The sequence below is a fragment of the Thermodesulfatator indicus DSM 15286 genome, from assembly GCF_000217795.1.
Classification (GTDB): domain Bacteria; phylum Desulfobacterota; class Thermodesulfobacteria; order Thermodesulfobacteriales; family Thermodesulfatatoraceae; genus Thermodesulfatator; species Thermodesulfatator indicus.
On the sequence record NC_015681.1, the window covers coordinates 1,795,712 to 1,818,945 of the forward strand.

General features: G+C 40.2%; 19 protein-coding genes. 1 reads left to right on the plus strand and 18 read right to left on the minus strand.

Features of this window, described 5'->3' with window-relative positions; all coding sequences use genetic code 11:
• Window positions 1-464: 464 nt before the first annotated feature.
• The 16 genes from THEIN_RS08815 to THEIN_RS08900 form a co-directional block, all read right to left on the minus strand.
• Complete coding sequence (locus tag THEIN_RS08815) at window positions 465-1,796, minus strand: hypothetical protein (RefSeq protein ID WP_013908330.1); 1,332 nt, start codon at window positions 1,794-1,796, stop codon at window positions 465-467.
• 15 nt (window positions 1,797-1,811) lie between these two features.
• Window positions 1,812-2,351 carry a PilW family protein gene (locus THEIN_RS08820; RefSeq protein WP_013908331.1) on the minus strand — a complete coding sequence of 180 codons (540 nt, stop codon included), beginning with the start codon at window positions 2,349-2,351 and terminating at the stop codon, window positions 1,812-1,814.
• A complete protein-coding gene (locus THEIN_RS08825; protein ID WP_013908332.1) occupies window positions 2,341-2,736 on the minus strand; it encodes a type II secretion system protein in 396 nt (131 codons plus the stop codon). The genes THEIN_RS08820 and THEIN_RS08825 overlap by 11 nt, the downstream gene beginning before the upstream one ends.
• Entirely contained in the window at window positions 2,733-3,191 is a 459-nt protein-coding gene (locus tag THEIN_RS08830) for a pilus assembly FimT family protein (RefSeq protein ID WP_013908333.1), read from the minus strand. The genes THEIN_RS08825 and THEIN_RS08830 overlap by 4 nt, the downstream gene beginning before the upstream one ends.
• A gap of 533 nt (window positions 3,192-3,724) precedes the next feature.
• On the minus strand, window positions 3,725-6,223 hold the full coding sequence (locus tag THEIN_RS08840) for an RIFT barrel domain-containing protein (RefSeq protein ID WP_013908334.1): 2,499 nt from the start codon (window positions 6,221-6,223) through the stop codon (window positions 3,725-3,727).
• 6 nt (window positions 6,224-6,229) lie between these two features.
• Window positions 6,230-8,041: an asparagine synthase-related protein gene (locus THEIN_RS08845; protein ID WP_013908335.1), complete on the minus strand. Its 1,812-nt coding sequence runs from the start codon at window positions 8,039-8,041 to the stop codon at window positions 6,230-6,232.
• A 1-nt stretch (window position 8,042) separates the two neighbouring features.
• Window positions 8,043-9,002, minus strand: coding sequence for a UbiA prenyltransferase family protein (locus THEIN_RS08850; RefSeq protein ID WP_013908336.1), 960 nt, complete (start codon window positions 9,000-9,002; stop codon window positions 8,043-8,045).
• Window positions 9,003-9,483: 481 nt separating this feature from the next.
• Complete coding sequence (locus tag THEIN_RS08860; RefSeq protein WP_013908338.1) at window positions 9,484-10,146, minus strand: nucleotidyl transferase AbiEii/AbiGii toxin family protein; 663 nt, start codon at window positions 10,144-10,146, stop codon at window positions 9,484-9,486.
• Entirely contained in the window at window positions 10,082-10,351 is a 270-nt protein-coding gene (locus tag THEIN_RS12215) for a hypothetical protein (protein WP_169311168.1), read from the minus strand. The genes THEIN_RS08860 and THEIN_RS12215 overlap by 65 nt, the downstream gene beginning before the upstream one ends.
• A complete protein-coding gene (locus THEIN_RS08870) occupies window positions 10,308-11,621 on the minus strand; it encodes a putative glycoside hydrolase family 15 protein (protein WP_013908340.1) in 1,314 nt (437 codons plus the stop codon). The genes THEIN_RS12215 and THEIN_RS08870 overlap by 44 nt, the downstream gene beginning before the upstream one ends.
• A 146-nt stretch (window positions 11,622-11,767) precedes the next feature.
• Window positions 11,768-13,309: an ATP-binding protein gene (locus tag THEIN_RS08875; protein ID WP_041434650.1), complete on the minus strand. Its 1,542-nt coding sequence runs from the start codon at window positions 13,307-13,309 to the stop codon at window positions 11,768-11,770.
• 126 nt (window positions 13,310-13,435) lie between these two features.
• Complete coding sequence (locus tag THEIN_RS08880; protein ID WP_013908342.1) at window positions 13,436-15,085, minus strand: ArnT family glycosyltransferase; 1,650 nt, start codon at window positions 15,083-15,085, stop codon at window positions 13,436-13,438.
• A gap of 291 nt (window positions 15,086-15,376) precedes the next feature.
• Complete coding sequence (locus THEIN_RS11745) at window positions 15,377-16,300, minus strand: sulfotransferase domain-containing protein (protein WP_013908343.1); 924 nt, start codon at window positions 16,298-16,300, stop codon at window positions 15,377-15,379.
• Entirely contained in the window at window positions 16,293-17,369 is a 1,077-nt protein-coding gene (locus THEIN_RS08890; RefSeq protein ID WP_169311169.1) for a glycosyltransferase family 4 protein, read from the minus strand. Before THEIN_RS08890 ends, THEIN_RS11745 begins: the two co-directional genes overlap by 8 nt.
• Before the next feature lie 316 nt (window positions 17,370-17,685).
• Complete coding sequence (locus THEIN_RS08895) at window positions 17,686-18,966, minus strand: O-antigen ligase family protein (protein ID WP_013908345.1); 1,281 nt, start codon at window positions 18,964-18,966, stop codon at window positions 17,686-17,688.
• 346 nt (window positions 18,967-19,312) lie between these two features.
• Window positions 19,313-19,600, minus strand: coding sequence for a GIY-YIG nuclease family protein (locus THEIN_RS08900; protein ID WP_013908346.1), 288 nt, complete (start codon window positions 19,598-19,600; stop codon window positions 19,313-19,315).
• Window positions 19,601-19,963: 363 nt separating this feature from the next.
• Between THEIN_RS08900 and THEIN_RS08905 the strand changes: the two genes are divergently transcribed.
• Window positions 19,964-20,932: an IS110 family RNA-guided transposase gene (locus THEIN_RS08905; protein WP_013908347.1), complete on the plus strand. Its 969-nt coding sequence runs from the start codon at window positions 19,964-19,966 to the stop codon at window positions 20,930-20,932.
• A gap of 198 nt (window positions 20,933-21,130) precedes the next feature.
• On the opposite strand, the gene THEIN_RS08910 is transcribed toward THEIN_RS08905, so the two are convergent.
• Together THEIN_RS08910 and THEIN_RS12080 are read right to left on the minus strand one after the other, a co-directional pair.
• The gene (locus THEIN_RS08910) at window positions 21,131-22,246 is read right to left on the minus strand and encodes a glycosyltransferase family 4 protein (protein ID WP_013908348.1); all 1,116 of its coding nucleotides are present in this window, start codon (window positions 22,244-22,246) and stop codon (window positions 21,131-21,133) included.
• Window positions 22,227-23,234 (minus strand): glycosyltransferase family 2 protein, encoded by a 1,008-nt coding sequence (locus THEIN_RS12080; RefSeq protein ID WP_013908349.1) that lies wholly within the window; start codon window positions 23,232-23,234, stop codon window positions 22,227-22,229. Before THEIN_RS12080 ends, THEIN_RS08910 begins: the two co-directional genes overlap by 20 nt.

The following is a 23,234-nucleotide window of genomic DNA, read 5'->3' on the forward strand; positions in this document are numbered from 1 at the left end:
ATTAAAGGTTTTTTAGGAGACTTTTGCTAAGGTCGCTTTAGCTTTTATGAAAGGCCCCGTAGCGATTTAGGTGCTGTCTCTGTAGGGCCCGATTCGCTTATTAGAGATCTTTGCAAAATTCAGGAAAATATAGATTGATCGCCACAGCGCTTAGCGCTTCGCGACAGGGATTGCTTCGGCTGCTGGCTCAGCCTCTCAATGACACCACCTCTGTCACTGCGAGGAGGCCCGTAGGGGAGATCCCTTCGCTGTGCTCGGGACAAGCGAAGCAGTCCCTGGGATTGCTTCGGCCTCTAGCGAGACCTCGCAATGACAGTGTTAATTAAGGCCTCGCAATGACAGTGTTAAATTAAAACCATACAATGACTCTTTGTGGTTATCACTGCGAGCCTATTTTCTATCTGTCACTGCGAGCCAATATGGGCGAAGCAGTCTCTTAAATAAATATTTTGCAAAGGTCTCTATTAGTAAGTTTTCCAGCTTACAATTTTAATATCTCCAGCATTATCAATTTGTTCTTTTAATTGACAATAAATTTGCCTAAAAGATTCAGGAATTCCTAAAGAGTTACCATTTTCATCTACATTATTGCAATATTTTACAATTTCTTCATATGTTAGGCCGCTTCTTTCTTCGCTTCCACTAAAAGACCATTTATCAAAATAAGCATCTCCATCTGCCACAATAATAGAAAAATTTCTGAAAGTATTAGAAGAACCACTGATGTCAAAACCTCCATTTTCACTACCTACTCCTTTATCTGCCCAGATTAAAAAGTTTACATCCTTTTTAGTGGTAGCTGTATCGTCTACCAAATCTCTATTAATAATTATATTACCGGGTGTAATTATGAATACATTTGATACATTTTCTTTATTTTGATTACCAGAAATTGAAAGCCACTGTCCAGTGCTATCAAGACCTTCTATTCCTTGTTCAGAATAAATTAAGATATTAAATCCATCGTCTGCACCAGCAAAGTCTATATTAGTATTATCTTCAAAATAAATTTTCCCTCCTGATATTAGTTTTAACCAAACAGTTGGTCCAGTATTATCTCTTTTTAGTGTGGTGCCTTTTGTAAAGTAGATATTTGCTGTTGCTGCAATTGTTAGATTATTGTTGAATTTAATTAATGTGTCATCTAGTGTAATATTTTGGCCGCATACTATAATCTTATCATCACTATTCTGATCAGATAAGTCTTTTGTAAATGTCTGATTGTCGCTGTAGTTGCCATAGTCACATTCACTTTGATCTGGATAAACGATATTTAAATCTGCGGCTTTAGGAAGATCTAATTGTGATGGAGTTATTAAATCAAATCCGGCATTTTTAAAATCTTCTTCAGGTATATCTAGCTTTTTAGCGGCAATTACAGCATCTGTCCAATTTCCAGATCCTGTATCTTGGAAGTTATTTATAGTTAATTTCCCATTTATAGCAAAAGGATAAAAATCTTTTTTATTATCAAAATTCACTACGACTTTTCTTTTTGCCTCGTTATATCTTCCTTCAGAAGTTATGGTTTTATTTGAAGGATCATAATCTATCTTTGCAGTTCCACCTATAATATTATAAATCCCATCAATTTCAGTTTCATCTTTACCTTCTTTAACTTTAGTCAAAGCGATTTCCGTACCGCTTTCGGCGATGCGTAGGGCTATAATGGCATCTTTGGTGATTTTATTGCCCTTAGTGCGATTAATAATCATATTGGTTGTTAAGGTGCCAGTTATTGTTAAGACTAGCATTATGCCAAGTGTCGTTACAAAGGTAAAAGCTTTTTTATTCATGATATTCCTCCTTATCTATTTCCAATTACGGCAATAAACTTTATTTGTTATGGTAAAATTCCCCAATGCTGCTTCAGCCTCAATTTTGAATTCAACGGTTTTTTCGGTGCTATTTGTTGTTATATCAAAGGTATTAATTTTTATTTTTTGAGGGTCATTCATAGCTTGAAAGCCACTTCCATTCAAATCTCTTTTTAAGGTATAATCTTCTAGTTTGTATTTTATAGTTGTGTTACAACTGGAAATGGTACTATTCCATGTCTCATTCTCACATGTTGGTTCTTCATAATCAACATACTCTATAGTTAGTATGCCATTACTATATTCAATTGGATCAGGGGGGTTCCCGTATCCTGCCTTTCTTAAGTCTGAACTTATTATCTCGGCTATCTGGAATACGACCTGTTCGGCATAGGTTTTATCTATCACTTTGGCGGTAATTTTGTTTTGCTGAATCCAGAATATAGTCCCTGCCATAATGACTAAAAGTGACACTATCATAGCCACTAACAATTCTACTAATGTTAAGCCTTTTTTGTTATGTTTAGTTTTCATTCCAGTCACCTTTTATATACTTTAATGTTACTTGTCCCATATAATTTGAGTAATAAAAATTTCCGGTGACAGTTATTTCTTTTGTGTTAGCTACTGGGCCATTTGTTACTTTCCATTTTATATTGTTGTTTCCAGCTTCATCTCCACAGCATAAGCTCGTATCAACTGCACACGATTTGTCGATTCCAATTGCTAAACATGAGTCGTCAAATTTAAGTGATATCAAATGTGACAATACTTTGTTGCACTGATATAGTGTTTCTTCTCTAATTTCATTAATTTTGGCTGATCTTATGTTATTAATCATCAGCGGTCCCAGACCCGCTACTATTATTATTAGTATGACCATGGCCACTAAGCATTCTACTAGTGTAAATCCTTTCATGATATTTTCTCCAGGCGAATTCTTCCAGTTATATGATTAACTAATATTTTATAGGTTACTCCGTATCCTGAAATTTCTATGGTGCCGTTTGAAGTTGGAAGTTTATTTCTTTGAAATATTAATTCGTTAGAAGTTGAAAAAAAAGTTGCCGATATAGTTATTCCATTTTCTAATATTTTCGTAAATAAAGTGGTTCCAATTGGTACTTCTGCTATATAATTATTAGTATTAAAAGTTATTTTACTTTCTCCTTTAGCCAAAGCCATGGATTGGACATACTGAATATCACTTAATACTTGATAAGCGGCCTTTTTTGTTTTGGCCTGTTTTATCCATGTATTGATTTTTGGAATGGCCACACTGGCCAGTATCGCCAGAATAGCAATAACTAGAACTAGTTCCACTAAGGTTAGGCCCACATATCGTATTTTTTTGTTGTGTATTAGTTTGCTCATCTCCACCCTTAAAGATGGTCTCTTTTAAAACTTATCGGCTGGGGGAGGGTAGGAGTTTAAAAATTACTATTTTCCCCGTATGTCATTGGAAATGCTTTGTTTTACAGGGTGGTTATTTTAAATCCGAGAGTTTTTACAAAGGGAGAGGGTATTGCGAGCCCTGTCAGGGGCGAAGCAATCTCGTGGCAAAGCAATCTCAGAGACTGCTTCGTCGGCCTTGCGGGCCTCTTCGCAGTGACAGGGTGGGTATCTTGCGAGGCCCTGTCAGGGACGAAGCAATCCCTGTTTTCTGAATTTTACAAAGGTCTCTTACAGATAATTTATAGGGCCTTTCCGGAAATTGTATCGGCAGTAAGCCGCACCTTGGCTTTTTGGATGGACGAAAGCCGCCTTTGTCGTTATCAAAATAATTCTTGTAATAGACAGTAACTTCTTGAACTTCTTTAGCTTGAAAGTCAATTTCTGCCGAGCATGCGGTTAAGACAAATACAAAACAAGTAAAAAGATTAAGCTTTTCGTAAAGGCAGTCCAAATTATCTTTTCCACCAGAGTAGTTTTTTCTTTACGCGTATCTTTTGAGGAACAAAGTTTTCTGGTTCTCCAAAATCGTAATTTTCTTCAGGCCATTTGGGAGGAGCTAGTTTTTCAAACCAGTAGAAACTAAAGCCACTTTGCAAAATAATGGCTAAAGGCCTGGTAAAACTCCAGGTAGAAAAAGATAGCAAGCGCTCAAGGCTTTCCTGGTAAAAGAATTTAGCTTTTTCCAAAAAAAGTTTTCTTTCATTGGTAGCAGAGGAAAAATAAGCAGCCAGATTAAACACTTCGGCCTTGCGTATTTCCTGGGCGGCCCAGGTCTCAGTGGGATATTCTAAAAGTTCGGGCTTATCAAGGTAAATGTATTCATTTTTGGCCATCCAGCGGGCGTAATGTAATAGAGATTCCCGACCATAAGCAAACATATAGTCAAGTTCATTCCATTCGTGTTTTAAAAGCAAGTACTTGCCAAGAACCTGCAGAAACACCGTGTATGACCAGCGTTTTTCAGGTTTTCGTAGTTCACGGGCTTCAATATCGTCTCTGGGGTGGATACAGCGGCGAATAAGCTCTTCGGCTTTGGCCAAAAATTTCCTATCACGCGTTAGCTGGTAAGCGTCTAAAAGACAATTGATGGAATTTCCGGCTCCGCGTCCCGGGCCGTGATACCAGGGGTCGCGGGTCTGGCTGGCAAGCCCACTTGGGCTATTATCAAGCCAGCGCAAGAATTTAAGAGGCTTGTCCATCTCTATAACGTGCTCACCAAATTTGATTACTACCTCTTTAGCCCTGGGGTCTCCTGTTAGCAAGTAGTAAAGAAGAAGTCCTGAAGAGTATAGATGTTCGTTGGAAGGGCCGCCTCCGGTTATACCGGCGTCACGCGAATAGCAGCGGTGAGTTGAACGATAAGCATCTACGTAATGAAAAGTATGCCAGAAAAGGCCATTATTATACGCCTGTTTATCTTCTTCTGTGTGATAGACGTCTATGTCGTAAACGTGCCTGGCGAGCTCATGGCCCAGATTGAACCAGCGGATATCCCCAGTGCGCAAAAATTGTATTAAAAAGCTGTAAATCAGGTCATACTGGTTGTTGTAGTGAGAAACTAGTGGTCGCTTTCCTTTATGAAAAATCGTTTCGTGGTCAGCATAGACGTCGCCAAAGTTTCGCCAGCCGTATTCGTCTATTTTTTCGCGTTTGATAAAAAATGAATTTTCCCCCTCAACAGCTTCTTGAGTTATTTTGTTGTAATTTTTGTCTCCCTGGTTTTCGGAGAAATATAAAACCGCCTCTGTCTGGCTGATCCAATTCGGGTCTAGTATCGGCGTAATCGGAGAATAGGTCCAGGCCAATTCTGGGGCCGGGTATTTCTCATCGCCAAAAGCCAGCCAGAATTCGTGAGTTTTTTGCTCTCCCCCTTGGACTTCGTGCAAATCATTGAATTCTTTTGGGAAGAGGGAAATACAGATTAAATCTTTTTCAACTTTTATAGCTTTTGGGAAATTTTGCCAGAAATAAGGTACGGCCAAGCTAATTTCTGTTTTGTCTTTCGTCAATATTTTGACTAGTGGGCTGGCCCTTAGTCCGTAAGTTTCCGAATGGCCCGCTTTTAGGCGATATCCTTTAAAGGTAAGAGAAACAATACCATCTTTGTTCACATGGACCGGACTTTGCCATAATTTTCCGCCACTTGAGTCTTGATAAATTTCAAAAGGTGGAACTGTTTCTTGAAAAGGGTTAGATGTTTCCGTGGAAAAAAGTATTGTTTCAGCCGGCTGTGAAGGCCATAAAACAAGAGAAAGGTCTTTTATGTACATGGAACCAGGGTCTCCCAGGTCCCAGTAACCGCCTTTGTGTTTGGCCCGGCGCGGGTTTCTTACGGTAAACTCAATTTTTACCAGGGAAAGCCCAGCCCAAAAAGTAAACCTTTGGTAAAATAGCAGGTGCAAATCCCGTTTTGGCGAGGATATTTGCCCCTTTATACCGATAACAACTTTTAACGGGCCGCTTTCTTCTATTGCTAACGATTTTATTTTGAGAGAGGTTTCCTTATCTTTACTTCCTATAACCTGCCATTTTGTTTTAGCAAAAAGAGGCGTGCTGTTTAAAAAGATATTTTCCAGAAAAGACGATAATTTGGAAATTAGAATAGAAGTTTGGCCGTTGTTTATATTAATTTCGTTTTCAGTCTGCCGAATAACAAATGAACTTTTAAGCTTTGAATGGGTTTCTACGAGAGCGATGGCATAATTTTTCTTTTCACCTGGTTTAAGATCGGCTAAGAAATTTCCCAAAACCCATTTTAGACTCCCGTCGGGCCACAGGAGGGTTGGCTCCCATTGGCTTGTTAGCTGGCTTTCTTGAGAATCAAGAATTACCAGTTGTTTTGGATTTTTAACTAACCCCTTTGGTAACGGAAGGCCAAAAGAAACGGGTTCCTTTACACGCTTGATACCGGCTTTTTCCTGTAGGGTTATATAAGTTAACTTTTTAGTCATACTTATTTAATCTAAAAATTCCCGGAACCAGAGTTCAAGCCCGGCCGCTGTGCCCAAAAACCGGGCGTAATTTTTCTTCCCGGTAATGTGAGCGTCAAAAACTTCTTTAAGAACGCGAGGTTCATATATGCCTCGGTCTAAAGTCTTTTTATCAAATAGTATTTGTTCTAAAGCCTCGCGGAAATATTTACGTTGCCACTTGTCAAATTCAGTGTAGTGCCTGAAACCCGGCACGCTTAGTTTCTTTAGCAAGGAATTAAATTTGTCGGTAAGCCAAAGGCGCAGCTTCCCGGCATCAAGCGGTGCTCCGGTATTAGAATTGGGCACTTTTACCAAGGCGGGCATACATGTTTTGACTATTTCTATGTGAATTTCTCCTTCCCAGCGCTTTTCAATTGGAAGAGAGAACAATTTTTTTAGAAACACCTCATCTGTAAATGGTAATCGCACTTCTATTTGAGTTCTGAAGATATTCAAGGACGAAACAACTTGGCGACTCATATATTCAAACAAGTAAAAATGCAAAAATACATCTCCAGGTGATAAATTTTCCAGAAGACTTGATATTTTACTAAGAGATTCTTCCTTAATTCTTGCTGGTAAGCGCTTCAAATCTTCTATCAGGAAAAATTTTTCCGGCGCAATGTCTGGTAAAACCAGATTAGCCTTGCGGAGAAAGATCTCGGTTAAAGTCAGAGGGCTATCAGAGTTTAAGACTTGCTTATCTACCTGAACCGGAAAGGCCAGGGAAGCCTTGGCGAGCTCTCCGCCGTGGCCACGAAAAAGTATTTTAAAAGGAGCCCTTTTAAAGTAATCAAGGGCTACCTTTTCTGTTGACTCGTGAGGAAAATAAAAACCATCACTGTAGTAAACCAAGGTTTTGGCAAGAGACACAAAATCTCGCAAACTGTCTTCGGTGATGGGCAAAAACTCGTGCCTGGTGCCGGCAATTTGGGCCATACGGGCCGAAAGCCTCTCATCTTCACAGCTGGGAAGCCCGAGGGTATATGAGGGTAAGCCCTGAGCTTCTCCGCCAAGGGCGGCCAAAATACTTCTGGAATCAAGCCCCCCCGAAAGCGAGATACCTAGTAACTCTCTATTTTTAACACGCTTGTGCACCCCTTCCCTAAAAATTTCGGCGATTTCGTTTAGGGCAATATCTTGATATTCTCCTTTTGGAGTGAAAACAGAAAGGGTATCCCAATAAGATGACAGTTCTAAAGAATCTTCTTTTAAAGAATAGCCTAACACCGAGGCCTGGGGTAAAAGCTTAGCTCCTTTAATGAGGGTTTTATCACCGGTGGCAAAACTAAAAAAAAGTAAGTCGCCAATAGTCTTCCAATCAATGGCCTTTTTTACTTGAGGATGACGTAAAATAGCCTTTAACTCAGAAGCAAAAACAAAGCCTTTGTCTAATTTAGCGTAATAAAGAGACTTTAAACCAAATTTGTCAACAGCAAGATATACTTTCTGGGAAGCCTTATCATATAAACAGAAAGAAAATATGCCTTCCACATCAGACAAAAAAGAAAAATTTTTATGTTGTTTAAAAAGAGTTAAAATATATTGAGCATCATTAAATTGGCTTTGATTATTGTAAAGTTCACCGTCTAAAAAAATAATAAAATCTCTGTCTTCAATTATTTTCTTAGGTTTTGCTAATTCTTTTATCAAAATTAATGAGCCCCAAAATGGAGGATATTTAATTAATTCTATCTGGTAATCCTGGCGATGTTTAAGACTTTCTACTAGCTTATTTAAAATAGATTGACTGGCAATATCTTCTCGCTCTGAACATACTCCCACTAGACCTGGCATATTAAAACTCCCATAATGGATTGATGTTGTAAGGTATAATTTTAAACAACTTATAAAGTACTGGAATCTTTACAAAAAGTAAAAAAACAAAAGCGGTAAAACAAACCCCCAGATAAAGCATAAGCCCTGTTTCACGATAAAGATGTTCAGGACGTTGGACGGGGCTGTTGTCGCGAAAAGCAATTTTTAAATAATAGGCAAAAAACCCGGCTAATAACGGCACACATAACAATAACTCTAAGTGATAACGCACAATAAAAATTCCTAAAAAGAAGGCACAAAAAATGGCATAGTAAAATATGCTGATAAGCAGCCTTTCTTCAGTATAGTGAGCAAACGACTTACGATATTTGGCTGCCCTTTCAGGGTCACCAATCATGCGGTATTCAGCAAATCTTTTAGCCGCCATAAAAAAGGCTCCGGCCATCCAATAGGCAACTACCAAAGAAAGAGGTGGAATTTTATTGGTAATTAAGACAAACCAGCCCAAGAATAGACGAATTGGATTATTAATAGCCTCGGTAAGAACATCCAGATAGGGAATGTCTTTGGTGCGAAAAGGTGGCACATTATAAAAGAAACCCATTACCCAAAGCCAGAGGGCTGATAAGAAAAAGGCCATATTTATTTTATAGGCAATAGATAAACCGATAACGGCCAGGATAAGCCATTCGGCATAGGCCAAAGGTAAATAAACACGTCCCGAAGGAATGGGACGATTTTTTTTCGTCGGGTGTAAAGCATCTTTGGGAGCGTCAAGTATTTCGTTAATGACGTAATTGCTTGAGGCTACCAGGCAGGCCACTATTATGCCTAGCAACACCTTCAAATACCAGTTTGTTTTTATCAGTTGAGGTTCTATGAAGAAGGCCAATAAGATACCCAGGACCATAAAACCGTTTTTGAACCAGTGGTCCGGCCGGGCAATGGCGATGTAGGCCTTAAAATCAAAATTTTTCATGTTCCACCCTTTCTGGTATTTTTTTCTGTTAGTGTGAGGCCTGTTCCTCCCTCCATGTCATTGTTGCGAGGCTGCAGTAGCAGCCGAAGCAACCTCAGAGACTGCTTCGTCGGCACTTCGTGCCTCCTCGCAGTGACAGAAGAGGGGCGGCTCCTCGCAGTGACGGTGAGGGTTTCATTGAGAGGCTGCTCACCATCATTGTTATTCATTGTCATTGCGAAGCTGTTCTCCATCATTGTCATTGCGAGGGGCGAAGCCCCGAAGCAATCCTTGTCGCGAGGCGACACAGTCGCCATGGCGATCTCAAAGATCCCTTCGCTCCGCTCGGGACAGGGACTGCTTCGCTTCGCTCGCAGTGACGGTGAGGTTCTCCTCGCAGTGACAGGATAGCCGGTGGCCGATAGTAGATGGCCGATGGCTCTAAGCAACTTTTCACCCCTCACCCCTTACCCCTCATCTCTCACTTTTCACTTTCTACATGTTATTTAGCAAAGTTCTTACTATACATAAAAACTAGGTTTTCAAAATATTGTTTTATTTTTAACCATTCTTTTTCAGTCAATACTTGTTTTTTGTTAATTAACACTTGTTGTCCTTCAGCGTCATTAAAATAGGTTAAAGCTTTAAGTAAATTTTTTTCCACAGACTTAAAAGAAATATATTTTTTCTGACAAAAATCTACCACATCAGCCAAATTCCATTTACGCTTTGCCAGTAAAAAATAAAAATCAAAAAAGTCTTTTTTTTGCCCGCGCTGTATAATAGCAATAGCTTTGGTAGCTATAAGGTCTTCATCAGAAGAAACACTTACTAACATATTATTTAATTTTAAATTTTCTAAATCCTTTATTAAAGGATAGGGATATGAGAAAAAACTTACTAGAACTTCAGTAATTCTTCCCTGAATAGTACCTTTAGATATGGTCTCTACTTCACCCCACTTAGACCACTCGTTGATAATTTCTTCTGCAGGGAAGTTGTCTTCAGCGAATTGAGGAAGTGTAAATAAATCTAAGTCTTCGGATATACGATGATCATACTTTAGTGTAAGGGCAGTACCTCCTGTTAAATAAAACTTTTTAAAAACGCCAGATTTCGCAAGAAGTTCTAAAGCTATTTTTTGTTCTTTGCTTAATTTCTTCATCAGATACATCCAATATTAATTTCCAAAAAGTGAAATTTTCTCGCTTAAAAAGATGTATATTTTTTAAAAAAGTTTTTTTTAATGTGCTTTTTTTATATTGCTTTAAAAGTTCCAGAGGGTCATCATAGAGCATGCGTCTCACTAAAAGAACTTCTGAGTCATTACAATGATCCCAGTTCCATTTTTTTTGTTTTTCGTTCATCATAAACAACCACCAGGCCTTCCCACGGCTTTAAAACGAATTTTTGGCCCTTTTCAAACATTAACATGCCGTCAATCTTACCGTCTTTACTGACCGGCCCACCCCCTTGAGGTATTACCCGAAAAACCGGCTGTTTAAAATTAACTACTTTATCTTTTCGGGAAATATTCACACAAACTTCACCTTTTTCATACTTTCGGCAATATAAATTTTTTCCCCTTTCTAGATCTTTTATGGATTTAACCGGCTCAATAGGTTTACCTAGCTTAAGATCCCATTCTGGATACCAGGAGAAAATACTTTTAGCGAAGTAATTGAGATAACTGTAGCGGCCTTTTATAAGCAGATAACAACCTAAGTAATACATTCTCGTTTTATAATCGGCATCTCTTTTAAGATATGACTGGAAGATAACAATTTTGTCCCGATTAATAAGTTTAAGGGTGCGGTCCATGGCCATCTTCCAGTCTTTGGCGTTTCTAGTCTGAAAGGCATGTTCCATGAAGGCACCAGAGGCGGTAGTATAATAATCAGTCTTATCCCAGGTAGTAAAAAGGGCACCTATGTTGGGCAAAGTGGCAAAGCCCAAAAACTCCATAAACCCGGTTAAATCAGCCATAAAAATTTCATAGGCTTCGCACCAGGTAAGTCCGTTTAATTCTTCAAATCGCCTGGAGCATGCAGCCTTTCTGGCCAAACGTGGATCCGCCCAGGCTGTTTCCCACGGCAGTAGAGCCGGTGAGGCAGAGTCAAGAAAAACTCCCTGGTATTCCCCGGCTATTATCTGGCGAGCGATAGACTTTTTCCAGTATTTACGAAACTCGGGGTTCATAATGTTCATGAGGTATTTGCCATCAATTTTAGAGCGGACTCTTTTTCCTTTTTCGTTGTGCCAGAACCAATCCTCGTGTTTGTTCACAAAATCCCAGTCATTTCCCCATCGTTTTCCGTCAATAATGAACTGGTGTTTTGGTTGTTGTTGCCAGATGGCTAAATGATAATGGAGGACGACAAACTTCGGATTGTATTTTCTTAATCGTTTAGTAATGCCTAAAGTAAGTTTTTGGCTACCTACATAATGCGTAGCGGCAAAACGTGCTCTAGCCTCTGTCATGTAAGAAGGAAGCTGGTCAGCAAATATAGCTATTTTGTTCGTGGTTTCCGGAAAGCCAAACTTTGATTGGGCTTTGGCCAGGCTGGTTGTTATGAGAAAGAACAATATTACCGGGACTACAAAACAGATAACAATTTTAGGGCTGTCATTGCGAGTCATATCTCCCCCTTCGTTATTGTTGTGAGTTATAAATCGAACATTTTTTGCACGACAAATCGTTATTACAAGACTCAATAATAGCTTTGATTATCTCTCCGTCATTACAAAAAGGCTCACAGGGGCCAATGAAGTAATCTTAAGACAGGCTAAGAAGAAACCTCTTCCCACTCAAAGCCGACGATGTTTCGCTCTTTCTTGCTGAACTCAACGCCTATGAGATAAACTTTCTGGCATCTGCCAAGGTATTTTTCGTGGTACTTTTTGGCTTTTAATTGCGAAAGAGCTTGGTTTTCAGGTTCAAGCTCAACTACTTTGAATTCAAAAAGGTAACATATTCCGTCAAACAACACGGCCATGTCTAAACGGCCGTGGCTGGTCGCATCTTCTACTTTCACCTCAACCCCTAACGCCGCAAAGTAGGCGTAAAACACGCTGGCGTAAAAACCTTCGTAATGGTGAAGTTCGGTCTTCCTATACCAATCATGGGGTATGGAGGCGAAAAAGGCCTTAAAAGCTTCCTTCAGGCCTTCAAGGTCGTTTTTCTCAAGCGCCTCGTAAACACGGTCTAGATTTTTCTCCTTTTCAATAAGGTCAAGAAAGGTATTCAAAAGATAATTGTTAAAGCTTACTTTGACCTCAAGGTTTGGCCAGCCAAGGCGGTACTTCAAAATAGCCCTTCGTTTTTTAACTTCTTTTATGGTGAGATAACCTGTCTGAAAAAGAAGACTTTCAGGATAAATTCTATCCACATCAAAGCTTTCAATAATCTCGTCACCTAGCTCAAGGTTTTCAAAAGTTGGCACACTAAGACGCTTTTCAAGAATTAGCTTTATGAGAAAACTTGGCGTGCCCGTCTCAAACCAGTAGGGCCTGAATTCTTTCAAGTCAAGAAATAATAAGATATCAAAAGGATTGTAAACGGGTTTCCCAAGCCAGGAGTAGCCGTTATACCAACGGCGAACTTCGTCTAGGTCAACGCCTTCAAGGCGATCAGCAAAAGTTTTTTCAAATTCAGCCTGAGTATAGCCACAAATAGTGGCATAACCACCGTGAAGAGTAACGTCTTTCAAGTTATTCAGGCCGGAAAAGAGAGAGACCTTGCTGAACTTGGTAACACCGGTGATGAAGACGAATTTTAGATAAGGGTCAGCGTCTTTCAGGACAGAGTAAAAGTTTTTAAGTTCCTCGCGTATCTCGGTAGCAATTTCTATTTTGTTTATGTTGTCAAGGATGGGTTTATCGTATTCGTCAATGAGAACTACTACTTTTTGGCCGTATTTTTGGTAAATTTTTTCTATAATGTCTGCAAATCTGTCTTTAATGGAAGGAAAATCCGATTGAATTTGGTATTTTTCTTCGTGTTTTTTGAGAATGACATTTTCGGTTTCCTGGAGTTCTTGAACGTTTCGGTGCACTCCGCTACCGAAGGAAATGTAAATAACCGGGTATTTTATTGACCAGTCCCAATTGTTTTCCAGGTAAAGGCCCTTAAAGAGTTCTTTTTTGGCCAGGAAGGCCTGGCGCAAGGTATCAAGAAAGAGACTTTTCCCGAAGCGCCGCGGACGAGATAGAAAATAATATTTTCCTTCGTCAACAAGTTTTTTTACGAACTGAGTCTTGTCAACGTAATAATAATTTTCCGTGCGAATATTTTCAAAACTCTGGATGCCTACCGGAAGCCTTTTCATACGAAACATTATAGCAGAACCTGTTTACTTTTCATAAATTTTTGCTGGGCCTTTTACAGCAAAAGATGTCTGATTAGGAGTTCTCTATACTTCTTCACTCTGCTTGCAATGGGCTCTAAAGCAGTCTCAAAACACTATACGCAAAAAGGCCTCTATTTTATCTTTGCTCCCGATAAAAATATCATAGGTCCAAAACAGACCAAAAACCAAACACACTGGAACAAATACCCACCAGAAACGCCTGCGTTGGTTTTGCCAGAATTCCTTAAAATGCACGACAAAATAAGAGGCATACATACAGAGTAATGGAATTAACGGTAGGTGATACCGCGAATGCCCAAAAACAATGGCATGAATAGCCGTGAAATATAAGATGAGCAAAACGATCAACCAGTCTACATATCTCTGGGATTGCTTCGTCGGCTCTAACGAGCCTCCTCGCAATGACATATCTCTTGTCATTGCGAGGGGCCGTCTTCCCTCTGTCATTGCGAGGTCCCCAACGGGGACCGAAGCAATCTCGTTCTTCCCTAAAGCCCGCCACAAAAGTCCGCAAAAACCAAAGATAACCACAAAGACATAGGCCCCCAAGATACTCAACGAAATCCAGATCTCTACCAATTTATTACGCAAACCAGGGAAGTAACCTCTTTGCATTCCAGCAATAATTGTGCGTTCAAGCTGCCAGAAATTGGCTGTTTTTATTAGAGTGCGAAGCGCAGTCAACCCCGGATTTTCTTTCATAAATTCCAGGGCTTTTTTAATGGCCCAGCGCTGTTTTTCGGCCTCGTTAAGGCCGCCTAACTCTTTTTCGTGGCCGCGATACCAGGCAATCTCTGGCGGGTTGTCCACCGCGGCCCAGGCCCGGTGAAGTGGTGTATGTTCGTAGTTGCCCATGTATAGATTGAGGCCGCCCATGGTATCTACGGCGATAAAATGTCCAAAAACCTGATAATTGCGGGCTATCCAGGGAGAAAGGGTGAGCACCGTGGCGAAAATAAAAAGGATTCCCGCGAAAAGCCCCTGTTTTTTGTTAGGTGAAACAAGAAATAAAAACAGGGCAATAAAAGGTGTAAGGGGGTAGGTCACACTACGGGTAAGGCTTGCTAACCCCCAGAAAATTCCGGCTAAGAGCGAATATATCCACGCCTTGCTATCACGAGACTGCTTCGCTTCGCTCGCAGTGACAGGGTGGGGGGTGTCATTGCGAGGCTTCTCTCCATCATTGTCATTGCGAGGGGCGAAGCCCCGAAGCAATCTCGTAGCAAAGCAATCCCTCCCGTCCAACCTGTATAATTGCTCAATTCCTGCCACCAGAAGCCACAAAGCCAATAGAAAAAGAAAAATAAAAAGAATTTCCGTCAAAATCAGGTAATTAAAAATCACAAGTGAAGGATAAAAAAGAAACAAGCCTGTAGCCAAAAGGGCCACTTTTTCTTCGTGAAAAATCTTTTTGGCCAGAGAATAAACAAGAAGGCCACTTAATATAGAAAGAAAAATCTGAATTACCCGAACGGCGTTATAATTTTCCGGCCCAAAAACTTTATAGACCCCGGCCAGAAAAGCCGGATAAAGCGGCGGCCGAATGGCCGTAGGCTTTCCCGGCGCCCAGCCGTACTCGCCACGTTCCAGGATAGCCAGGGCCAACTTATTGTAATGCTGCTCGTCAACGATATTAAGAGGCTGGTGGATAAATAGCGGTAAAAACAAAAGTCTCAGTAAAAGCGCTAGAAAAATAAGTAAAATTAGCTTTTTAATAGGTGATTTGCCCACCATTCTTTTCTCTTTTGTGTTTGGCCAGGGATGTCTCTTTGCGTGTCCCCTTCAGTATCATCATACAAGCCATGTTTCTCTTTCTGTCATGCGAGTCCTTTTTACTTTGTAATTACGAGCCCCGTCCCCTTCCCGTCATTGCGAGGGGCGAAGCCCTGAAGCAATCCCTAGAGATTACTTCGTCGGCCCTGTGGGCCTCCTCGTAATGATAAAAAAAGAAGTCATTACAAGCCCCGTCCCACTTTTTGTCATGCGAGTCTTTTATTACCTTTCTATAATAGGACACTAATGATTTTACCAATCATAACCTTTTTCATATCCCAATTTAATTAGTAAATCTCCTGCTATTTTTTTAAAAATTTCTTTTTCTTTTTCTGAAAAGTGATTTCTCCAGTCACCAGAAACACCTTTGCGATAAAAACTTTTTTTATTTGCCTCTCCTCTTTTTCTTCCAGTTCTAAACTCAAAAGAAGACTTATGTATCATGTTTTCTAAAATATCGTTAGTATAATTAAGCCCTAAAAAATTAAGTATTTTTATAGCTATCGCTTTGTTATTGTTCAACATTTCTTCGTAAGAAATAGAAAATAATCCATATTCTTTTTCATATTGTAGCTGATATTCAATCATTTCTTTCCAGAGCTTTACGCTTTCTTCAAAGTCCCAGGGTAAATTCATGTTTTTAGCATAATACCTATGAGAAACTACAAAATCTCTTCCATCTCTATAAACTACTATTAGCTTGCTATTTGGATATGTGTTTTTTATACGTGGTATAGACCGTACATGGTCAGCACTTTTTTCTATTAAGCATTTGGGATTAAATTTCTTGATAAAATATCCAAAGAATTCCTGACAATATTTCTCAGGGTCTTCAATTTTAAGAAGTTTTCTTTTTAACTTGTAACGTTCATTTAGACTTAAAGAATACTTAGTTAGTGGTTGTTCTATATTTTTAAGGCCAACTACGGGTTTCCAGTATTTTCTCACAGGATTTAGTATCTTTCTGGCAAAAACTTTGATAAAAGGAGTACTCACTTCTGCCCAAGCTGTTTTATAGAAAAGAATTTTTGTTCTTTCCTTTGGTGACTTATTAAATGCATATTTAAAAAGATTAGTTTCTGCCAATCCGATGATATCAGGGTGTAAGCTAAGCATATTAATTAACCAAGTAGTGCCACATTTATAATGGCCAACAATAAAAGCAATACTAGACATGGCTAACTACCTCATAAACTCTCCTAGAAACCAAAGACCAATCATGTTTTCTAGCCCAGAGGCGGGCCGCCTCTCCCATTTTTTGGCGCAGGTTCTTATCCTGCGCCAGGCGCCTGATAGCTTCCTTTAGTTCATTCAAGTTATTCCCATCAATTACAAAACCAGTTTCCTCGTGGCGTACGGCCTCAGGCTGGCCGCCGATATTTCCGGCAATAGAAGGAAGCCCCGCGGCGGCGGCTTCCATAAAAACAATGCCAAAACCCTCAATCATTGGCCCCACCTGAATGGAAGGCATAACATAAATATCTGCCGCGCAAAAACTCTTGATCTTTTCTTCTTCGGATATTTTACCCAAAAATTTAACCCAGGGTTCAAGATTATATTCTTGAACCATGTTTTTAAGCTTTCTTTCTTCTTCGCCAGATCCGGCTATCACATAAGCCAAAGGAAGGCCCTCTTTTCTTAATTCTGCTACCGTTTTAATAACCGCGGCCTGGTTTTTCCTCGGCTCCATGCGCGCCACAGTCAGTAAAATTACGGTGTTTTCAGGGAAACCCCACTTCTGCCGATATTTTTGGCATTCTTCTTCAGGGATTTGATATTGCTCAAAATCCACACCCAGATGGACTACATGTATCTTGTTTTCATCGCAGAATTCGGAGGCCAATCTTTTGGTAGAAAAACTATTAGCAATTACCAAATCTGATATTCGCAAGGCCTGCCTGGTTAACCAGCCAAGCTCTTTGCTGGTTTTGGCTACCAGGAATTCTTCTCCATGGGCATAGGTAACAATTTTTAGTTTGTCTTTCCATAAAAATTTTAGCCAGAGCAAATTAGCCGCCTCGGGAATGGCTTTTACCACATGAATGGTGATAGGTTTTTCGATTTTTTTGAAGAATTGCCATAAAAGATAGGTGTTTTTAAAGAAATTTCTGTCAATGCCCCAGGAGGAAACGCAGAAAGGAAACCTTATAATTTCCAGAGGGTGCTCTTTTGGAAAGATTACTTCGTCGGCACTTTGTGCCTCCTCGTAATGACAAATGGAGGAGTTATTGCGATCTCCGTCCACCTCATTGTCATTGCGAGGCTCACCCCCATTTTTGTCATTGCGAGGCTGCGTTAGCGGCCGAAGCAATCCCAGAGACGGCTTCGCTTCGCTCGCAGTGACAGGGTGGGATGTTTCATTGCGGGGCTGCTCTCCATCATTGTCATTGCGAGGGGCGCTCTTTATTTTGTCATTGCGAGGGGCGAAGCCCCGAAGCAATCTCCCAGAAGAAACCCCAGAAGTAACGATCACGGCTGGGCGAGGCCAGTAACAGGCTACCTTATAAAGCCAGAGGTGAGCCCCACCTACTTTAGGGAAAAAATCATAAGTGAAAAAAAAATCAGCTCTCTTTCTCATCAGCAGACTTTTTAGCAAGATAAATAAGGGTATTAGCCAAAATAGCTAGATAAAATTGTATTTCAAAGCCGTTCAAAGTTAAAAACATGGAACAACCTAAAAAGCCACAAAGCGAGACCAATACCGCGTCACATAAATAATATTCCAGCGAATCTCGCGGAAATGAATTACGGTATTTAAACACGCCCCAAAGGCAGCTTAGCATAAATAAGAGATAAAATAAAATGGCAAAAATGCCTGATTCCGCCGCAATTTGGACAAAGGTATTGTGAGCCATGCGAGGAGTTTTATCTGAATAAAAGGGAAAGGCCTGTGTAAAAGAGGCTAAGCCTACCCCAGTCAAAGGGTTGTCAAGCAGCATTTTGAGCCCGGCATCCCATGCTTCCAGGCGGGTGCGAGCCGAAGATTCCTCTTCATAAGTGGTAATGGTTTGGGCCCTGTGTTTAATGACAGAGCCTCCCTGCCATATATAAGCAATAATAAAGGCCGGAATAAGGGCTATGCCGATAATCTTCTTAGGGCTCCGAAAAGCAGCCAGAAGGCTAACCAACCCTGCCCCTACCAGCCCTCCTCGCGAAGCGGTGAGGAAGATAGCGTGCCAGGCAAAGGGCACCACCAGCCAGGCCCCCCAGCGTAAATACCAGCGTTTAAAATACCAGCCCAAATAAAAGAAAAAGGGAATAGCCGTTACAAAGAGCATGGCAAAGTTGTTTTCGTCAGAATACATGCCTGCTCCGGTTATATCTCTAGGGCCGGAGAGCCGTATAAAAAAGCGCCCGGAAAGGTACTGCATATTGGCCCAGTAAGTCAGATATAAAGCCGCAATTGGTAGTATGAAGGCAAAGTACTTAAGTTTTTTATGTTCCGAGATACATACCAGCCCGATAAAATAAAAAGTAAAGACTTTTAGCATGGTAATTAGCACCTGGTAGGGATCATAAAACCGCCACTGGTTTACCACATCTACATAAGGCCCGGTAAAGTAAGAAAGAAAAACAAAGAAAAAATAAAGTACAGAGAAAATCACCAGTTTGTTTTTAATAATTTCAAAATTTAGGGCTCCGCGGATAGCCCCAAACAAAAAGCCCAAAATAGTGGGAATGGCAATCATGTAAAATGCTCTAAGTCCCTGGAAATTCCACCACCAGATGTATTGCGGCCCCAAGATGTTGAACATATAACCGGCACATACTCCGAACCAGGGATTGGCCAGGGAATAAAAGGCATTGACTACCAGTAGTAAAAATAACGCAATTTTACCCATATTTTATTTATCGGCTGCTGGGCCTCGTTCCCTTCTCTGTCATTGCGAGCCACGCCCTTTATTTCGTCATTGCGAGGGGCGAAGCCCCGAAGCAATCCCTAGAGATTACTTCGTCGGCCCTGCAGGCCTCCTCGTAATGACAGAAGGGGAACGGCTCCTCGCAGTGACAAGTAGCTATCTCAGAGACTGCTTCGCTCCGCTCGCAGTGACAAGTGGAGATGTCATTGCGAGGCTGCGCCTCCCTTTCCGTTATTTGCGATGCCTCGTTCCCTTCTGTGTCATTGCGAGCGAGCCGCAGCGAGCGAAGCAATCTCAGACCCTTGCAATCTCTAAAGTAAAACAATCCCTACAATTCATCATACAAATCCCTCCACTCGGGATTGAATATATTTATCAATTCTATCTTTTTCTTTCTAGAGCCAGATTTGATTTTCTTTTCTCTTAAAATAGCATTTTCTGGATCTTCAAAGATCTCGTAATAAACCAGCTTAGTAACTTTATATTTTTTCGTAAATTTACTGCCTATTCCATTTTTATGCTGAAATATACGACGTTTAAGGTCACTAGTAATTCCCGTATAAAGAACTGTATTGTTTTTATTGGTCAAAATATAAACATAATATTGCTTTTGCATATCTTAGCCCCACTCCAGAGATCCCTTCGCTCCGCTCGGGACAAGGACTGCTTCGCTCCGCTCGCAGTGACAGATGAGGGTGTCATAGCGAGCCCGTCTCTTTTTTTGTCATTGTATGGTTTTAAGTAAAGGGCAAAAGCATTAAAGTAAAAAAAGTTGGTAGGGAGGGACAGGCTGTTGAGTCATGGAACGTTTGCTTTTTAGCAAACTGTTCGATCGCAAGATTAGCCGTCCTTCCCTGTGTTTGAACAGTATCCGGGACGTTTCCAATTACGGAAACTGTCCGTATACAAGGCTAAACCTGGAAGGACCTCCCTACCAACAATCTTTATTTTATCTCAAAGAAAGGAGAATTGAAGACCTATGAAAAATTTATCTTTTCTTGGGGTGGATGTGGCCAAGGATACATTGGTTATTTTTGATGGCCAGAAGGTTTACGAGTTTCAAAATGAAAGGGGTTTAAAGAAATTTAAGAGGAAGTTTTTTAAGAAGAAAGAAGACAGGAAGAAAAGGGTGGTGATATACGAGCCCACAGGGCCATATTCGGCATTTCTGGAGGAGTTCTGTGCTACGAATATGATAAAAGTAGTATCCCTTAACCCCAGAAAAGTCCCCCGTTTAAGAGAAGTATTAGGTCACAGAGCAAAAACAGATAATCTTGATGCGAAACTGTTATACGAATATCACAAGATAGTTAGCGAAGAAGAGATCAAAGAAATAGAATATAACGAAAATTTAGAGAAATTAGCTTTATTGTTAAGTGAGTATCAATTATATCAAAACATAGAAAACAAGTTATCTAATTTTCTAGAGTATTTAGATAGAGTACCAGTAGATAGTAAAGAAAGCAAAAAACACATACAGAAAAACTTAGAAGAAACAAGGCAGAGGCTTCAGAAGATAAAGAAAGAGATGGAGGAATTAGTAAATAAAGATGACGACATAAACAAAGGGGTTAAAGAAATAGAGAAAGTTAAAGGTATAGGGAAGATGATAGCGACATATTGTTACATCTTTTTTCGGAAGAGGCGGATAAGAAACCGGCGGGAGGTAGTAGCTCTAGCAGGATTGGACCCGGAAGTAAAGGAATCTGGTAAGAGGAAGCTGGTAACCAGGATAAGCAAGAAAGGGGATAATAGGTTAAGGAGTTTGCTTTTTATGGGGGCGCTTAGTGCCATAAGATGTAAAGAAGGGGGACTAAAAGAGTATTACGAAAGTTTGATAAAGAGAGGAAAACCGAAGAAAGTGGCCATAATAGCCTGTGCCAGAAAATTATTGATATTTGCTTTCTATAATTACAAAAAATGGCAAATGGAAGCTCAAAGTGCTTGACAAAAACACAGTATCTTGCGAGCCACGAAGTAGCGAAGCAATCCTTGTCGCGAGGCGACACAGTCGCCGTGGCGATCTCTATCTCAGAGACTGCTTCGCTCCGCTCGCAGTGACAGATGAGGGTGTCATAGCGAGCCACGCCCTTTATTTTGTCATTGCGATGGGCGAAGCCCCGAAGCAATCTCATACAAAAATACCTCACAACCCTAAAACAGTCTCATAAACCCTCAACATATTCTCAACATGCCGGTCAAGGCTAAAAACCACTTCACAGCGTCGCCTGGCGGCTTCCCCCATATCCTTAACCAGCAGAGGGTCTACTATCAACGAACGCAAAGCCTCAGCCAGAGCTTCAGGCTTTTTCGGCGGCACAAGGAGACCTGTTTCTCCATCTACGATCATTTCGGGGATTCCTCCGACCGCTCCGCCAATAACCGGTCTTGCGTGAGCCATGGCCTCAAGGGTGGCGTTCCCGAGAGGCTCAATGTGGCTTGGCACGGTTACGATGTCCACGGCGTCTAACCACTCATCTACATTCTTTTGAAAGCCGCGAAAATCGGCTTTTACCCTCAGTTCTTTAGCCAGGTCTTCCATTTCCTGGCGATAAGCCCCCTGCCCGGCCAGGTCATCACCAATTATAACCAGGTGTGCCTTTTGTTTAACCTTATCAGGCAAAAGTTTCCAGGCCCTTATTAAATCCTGCACGCCTTTACGTGGGATAATCTGCCCGGCGAATAGCACGATAACTTTATCTCCGGGTAAGTTTAGTTTCTGCCGCAGCTCAAGGCGTTCGTTTTCATTAGGGAGTTCAGGCAAAGGCAGGCCGTCATAAACAACTTCTCCCGGTTGAGAAGCAAGTGGCGGATAGGCCTTTTCTAGGTCCTTTCGCAAAGCGTTGGAAACAAATACATGATATTCAACCCCAAATTTTAGAAGCCACTTTATAGCGTCACTACCAAAAATGTAACGATGATGGCATATTCGTGGTGTTCTAAAAGGCTTTGCCGCTGCACTTAAAAATTGAAAGCTCGGTAGGTCGTTAGCATGCACTAAATCAAAGCCTTCACGCTTCAAATAACGGCGAAAGCGCCATACAGCCCACCAGTAGTAAGGGAGATTTAGCTTTTCGGTAAAAGGCATGGGAAAGTGAACCCAGTTAACGCCTTGTTCGCTAAAGCGCCTCCCCACTTCATTATTTGAACCCAATGCGCAAGTTACTTTGTGGCCACTGGCTTGAAGGCCCAAGGCCAGGCGTTCAAGGGCCACTTCCGCTCCACCGATAAAAGGTGCCAGACTAGTCAGGAGAATTTTCATTATGTTTAGATAGAAATAATTTTTTTACTAAACAAAAAAAGTATGTTTTCCATAACAACAAATTAAAAGGATAAATTTTCAGAGCTTTTTTAAAATAATAAAAAGCTTTATCAGTGTTTAAATTTTGCCAAAATAAACTATATCCTATATCCCAAAAATAAATCTGAGACAATTTTTTGATAACTAAACTTCTTTCTCTTTTTCGTGAAGCAGGCAATCTTTCTAATAATATTTTATAATGTTTAGTATATTCTAGAATCTTTTTCTCTTGAGAGAATAAATCTTGCGAATAGACATTTGATAGATGATTTTCATGAACACGGTAAGTAGCATGAATATTTAGCAAATAAGCAAATTTAAGACCTGACAAAATTGCTTCATAAACTAATAGTTTATCTTCACCAATACGTACGTCTTCATTGAAGTTTACAAAGTTAAAAGTAGACTTTTTAATTACAGATGTCTGTAAACCAGCATAAATTTCGTATTTAATAGCTTTATATAAAAATTCCTGGTCATTAAAAAGAAAAAAGTTAGGTTCTAGTTCTAAATAGGAAAATTTAGTTCTTCCATGCCAATTTTTCTTTTTTATAGAAGAAATAATAACATTATTGTTTTTGACTAATTCGACATCGGCATAAAACCAATCAATATATTTATATTTGGTTAACAAAAAAATAGCTTTTTCTAAATGCCATGGTTTCCACAAGTCATCACTATCTAAGAATGCGATATATTCACCTCTTGCATTTTGAATTCCATACTTTCTAGCACCGGCAGGACCTTTTTTAAATTTATTAGTTAAATATTTTATTCTAGGTTCTTTTCGAGCAAGGTCTGAAACTATTTCTTTCGTATTGTCTGTACTTCTATCATCAATAATTAAAAGCTCCCAGTCTTGGAAGGTTTGATTAATTACTGAAAAAATTGCTTCTCTCAATAAAAAAGCTCTATTATAAGTTGGAATAATTACTGAAACCAAAGGCAT